This is a genomic window from Piscicoccus intestinalis NBRC 104926 (assembly GCF_001515525.1).
In the GTDB taxonomy this organism is placed as follows: Bacteria; Actinomycetota; Actinomycetes; order Actinomycetales; family Dermatophilaceae; genus Kineosphaera; species Kineosphaera intestinalis.
In genome coordinates, this window is sequence record NZ_BCNQ01000232.1 from 1 (window position 1) to 4,226 (window position 4,226).

Here is a 4,226-nt window from a genome sequence, read left to right on the forward strand (position 1 = left end):
GGCGCTGGCCAGCCCGCCGTCGTGGGTCAGCGAGACGTGCCAGCCGGTCACGCCCAACTCGGCGGCGCGCGCCGCGACGGTGCCGCTGACCCGCAACGACGGCGCGCCGTGGGCACCCCGGTCGATCTGCGCGTCGGTCCAGCGCAGCCCGGGGCTGGCGCCGATCGCCTTGGCCAGCGCCTCCTTCGCGGCGAACCGGGCCGCGAGCGAGGCGATCGGCAGGTCGCGCTCGGCCGGCGTGAACAACCGAGTGCGCAGCGCCGGCGTGCGCGCCAGCACGCGCTCGAACCGCCCGATGTCGCACACGTCGATGCCAACCCCGACGATCACGCCGACACGCCCGCCTCCCTGCCGATGCCCGACCGTACCCGACCGCTACCCGACCCCTACCGGACCGCTACCGAAACCACGGCCGGTCCGCAGCCGGGCGTCACTCGACGGTGACGGACTTGGCCAGGTTACGCGGCTGGTCGACGTCGAGACCCTTGGCCGTCGCGAGCTCGCAGGCGAACACCTGCAGCGGCACGACGGTCAGCAGCGGGTCGAGCATCCACCACGCCTTCGGCACGTAGACGACCTCGTCGGCGAACGGCACGACCGACTCGTCGCCGTCCTCGGCGATGACCAACGTGCGCGCGCCGCGGGCCCGGATCTCCTGGATGTTGGAGACCACCTTGTCGTGCAGGCTGTGCGGGCTCTCCGGGCTCGGCACGACGATGAACACCGGCTGGCCCGGCTCGATGAGCGCGATCGGCCCGTGCTTGAGCTCGCCGGCCGCGAACCCTTCGGCGTGGATGTAGGCGAGCTCCTTGAGCTTGAGCGCGCCCTCCATCGCCACCGGGTAGCCGACGTGCCGGCCGAGGAAGAGCACCGAGCGGGTGTCGGCCATGAACCGGGCGATCTCGCGCACCCGCTCCATCCGGCCGAGCAGGTCGGTGATCTTCTCCGGGATCTCCTGCAGCTGACGCATGACCTCGGCGGCGTTGCGGGCCTCCGAGCCGCCGTGCAGCTGGGCCAGGTAGAGCCCGAGGATGTAGCACGCGGTGATCTGCGCGAGGAACGCCTTCGTCGAGGCGACCGCGATCTCCGGGCCGGCGTGCGTGTACAGCACCGCGTCGGACTCCCGCGGGATCGTCGCGCCGTGCGTGTTGCAGATGCTCACGGTCTTGGCGCCCATCGCCCGGGCGTGCTTGACGGCCATGAGGGTGTCCATCGTCTCGCCCGACTGGCTGATCGAGACGATGAGGGTGCTCGGCGTGAGCACCGGGTCGCGGTAGCGGAACTCGTGCGCCAGCTCGACCTCGCACTGGATCCGCGCCCAGTGCTCGATGGCGTACTGGGCGACCATGCCGGCGTAGGCGGCGGTGCCGCAGGCGACGATGACGATGCGGTCGATGTTGCGCAGGTCCTCCTCGCTGATGCGCACCTCGTCGAGCGTCAGCTTGCCCTCGGCGTCGGTGCGGCCCAGTAGCGTGTCGGCCACCGCGTGCGGCTGCTCGTGGATCTCCTTCTCCATGAACGTCGGGTAGCCGCCCTTCTCGGCCGCCGCGGCGTCCCACGTCACCTCGAACGGCTTGCCCTCCGCGGGCGTGCCGTCGAAGCCGATGACCTGCACCGACTCCGGCGTGATCGTGACGACCTGGTCCTGGCCCATCTCCACCGCGTGGCGGGTGTGCCCGATGAACGCGGCGACGTCGGAGCCGAGAAAGTTCTCACCGTCTCCCATGCCGATGACCAGCGGGGAGTTGCGGCGCGAGGCGACCACCTTGTCGGGCTCGTCGGCGTGCACCGCGAGCAGCGTGAACGCGCCCTCGAGCCGGTTGACGACGAGGCGCATCGCCTCGGTCAGGTCGCCGGTCTCGTCGTAGGCCCGCGCCAGCAGGTGGGCGGCGACCTCGGTGTCGGTCTCGGAGCGGAAGTCCACGCCGGCCTCGATCAGCTCGCTCTTGAGGGCGTGGAAGTTCTCGATGATCCCGTTGTGAATGAGCGCGAGCTTACCGTCGGTGCCCCCGCGGTGCGGGTGCGCGTTCTCGTCGGTCGGGCCACCGTGGGTGGCCCACCGGGTGTGCCCGATCGCCGTCGCCGCCTCCGGCAGCGCGTGCTCCTCGATCGCGTGTCGAAGATTGGCGAGCTTTCCCGCTCGCTTCGCCGTGGCCACGTGACCGTGATCGACGAGCGCGACTCCGGCCGAGTCGTACCCCCGATACTCGAGTCGGGCCAACCCCTCCATCACGACGTCCAACGCGCGTTCACTGACGCGTGGACCGACGTACCCCACAATTCCACACATGGTTTCCAGCGTACTTGGCTCAAGCCGCGTCCCTTGACGAAGCACCGCGCGCCTCTCATTCGGCACAATGACGATGTGGCCGGCACCGACACCACCGAAGCGTCCCTGTTGCGGGCGCGGCATGCCCGCGGAGCCAACGGCGGAGCTGCCGTGGCGACGATCCCGTCACCGTACGTCGAACTCGACCGCGAGGACTGGGCACGATTGCGGCGCCACCACCCGCTGAGCCTGACCGAGGAGGACCTCGAGCGCCTGGCCGGCGTCGGCGAGCGGCTCGACCAGTCGGAGATCGAAGAGGTCTACCTGCCGCTGTCGCGGCTGCTCAGTTACTACGTCGAGGGCACCGGCCACCTGCACCGGGTGACGACGAACTTCCTCGGCGAGACCCCGGAACGCACCCCGTTCATCATCGGCGTCGCGGGATCGGTGGCCGTCGGCAAGTCGACGACCGCGCGGCTGCTGCGCGAGCTGCTGCTGCGCTGGCCCTCGACCCCGCACGTCGAGCTCGTCACCACCGACGGCTTCCTCTACCCCAACGCCGAACTGGAACGGCGGGGGCTGTTGCACCGCAAGGGTTTTCCCGAGTCCTACGACCAGCGGGCGCTGCTGCGGTTCGTCGCGGAGGTCAAGGCCGGCAGCAAGGAGGTGCGCGCGCCGGTCTACAGCCACCTCACCTACGACATCGTCGACGACCAGGAGGTCGTCGTGCATCGCCCGGACGTGCTCATCGTCGAGGGCCTGAACGTGCTGCAGCCGCCCCGGGTGCGCGAAGACGGGCGCACCGGCCTGGCCGTCAGCGACTTCTTCGACTTCTCCGTCTACGTCGACGCCAACGTCAACCACATTCGGCGCTGGTATGTCGACCGTTTTCTCAAATTGCGACAGACGGCTTTCGCAAAACCCGAGTCCTACTTCCACCGATACGCCCAGATGACCGACCGCCAGGCCCGCGAGACCGCCGAGGTCATCTGGCGCACGATCAACGAACCCAACCTCATGGCCAACGTGCTGACGACCCGCGGCCGCGCCACCGCCGTGCTCACCAAGGGCGCCGACCATTCCGTCGTGCGGGTACGGCTCCGCAAACTCTGAATCCCCGATTGGGAGAAGCACATTCGCGAGAAGGGCACCGACCGCTCGGTCGGTGCCCTTCTCGCCTGGCGGCCGCGGCCGCCGGATCTGCCCGTCTCCCCCGGGTGGATCCGTTTCCCCGTCCCCCGTCGGCTCCCCAGCCGACCCCTGTCGGATTCGCCATATCGACGATCGGTCGGCCCTCCCCAGCGGAGCCCACCTGCGAAGCAGCCCTCGTCGCCCGCCTCGCGATCGTCGATTCGGCGAAACGATCGGGTCAGTACCAGTTGTTGGCCTGCGAGTGCGCCCACGCGGAGCAGGGCGAGCCGTAGCGGTCGTCGATGTAGTCCAGGCCCCAGGCGATCTGGGTGGCCGGGTTGGTGCGCCAGTCGGAGCCGTGCGACGACATCTTGCTGCCCGGCAGCGACTGCGGAATGCCGTAGGCGCTCGACGACGGGTTGTTGGCGCTCCCCTGCCAGTTGCTCTCCTTGGTCCACAGCTTGTCGAGGCAGGCGAACTGCTCGGCGCCCCAACCCCGCTGGGCGACCAGCGCGCGACCGACGGCGCGCGGGGAGCCGGAGACGCGGGCGGTGCTGCGCGACGCCTGCTCGCCGCGGGCCGAGGCGACGGCGGCCTTGGCGTCCTTCGCCTTCGCGGCCCGCTGCGCCTTGGCCTGGGCGGCCTTGTTCTGCTGGTTCTTCACGTGCAGCGCCGACTTGGCCTGCAGCGCGGCCGCCGAGGAGGCGGTGGCGTAGGCCGCGGCGGGGCGGATCGGAGCCGCAGCGGCCGACGACTGGGCCGGAGCCTGCGCGACGATCTGGGCGATCCCGTCGGTGAGGTCGGCGGCGGAGCCCTGCGCCGGGGC

At 70.4% G+C, this 4,226-nt stretch carries 4 protein-coding genes; 1 reads left to right on the forward strand and 3 read right to left on the reverse strand.

Features of this window, described 5'->3' with window-relative positions:
* Together PINTE_RS20495 and glmS are read right to left on the reverse strand one after the other, a co-directional pair.
* On the reverse strand, positions 1-330 hold a 330-nt coding region (locus PINTE_RS20495), incomplete at its 3' end, for a holo-ACP synthase (protein WP_068434309.1).
* Between the two features lie 100 nt (positions 331-430).
* Positions 431-2,290 (reverse strand): glutamine--fructose-6-phosphate transaminase (isomerizing), encoded by a 1,860-nt coding sequence (gene glmS, locus PINTE_RS20500; RefSeq protein ID WP_068434306.1) that lies wholly within the window; start codon positions 2,288-2,290, stop codon positions 431-433.
* Between the two features lie 108 nt (positions 2,291-2,398).
* On the opposite strand from glmS, the gene coaA reads away from it, so the two are divergent.
* Positions 2,399-3,382 (forward strand): type I pantothenate kinase, encoded by a 984-nt coding sequence (gene coaA, locus PINTE_RS20505; protein ID WP_068434311.1) that lies wholly within the window; start codon positions 2,399-2,401, stop codon positions 3,380-3,382.
* Positions 3,383-3,638: 256 nt separating this feature from the next.
* Here the strand turns inward: coaA and PINTE_RS24670 are convergent.
* On the reverse strand, positions 3,639-4,226 hold a 588-nt coding region (locus PINTE_RS24670; RefSeq protein WP_068434307.1), incomplete at its 5' end, for an aggregation-promoting factor C-terminal-like domain-containing protein.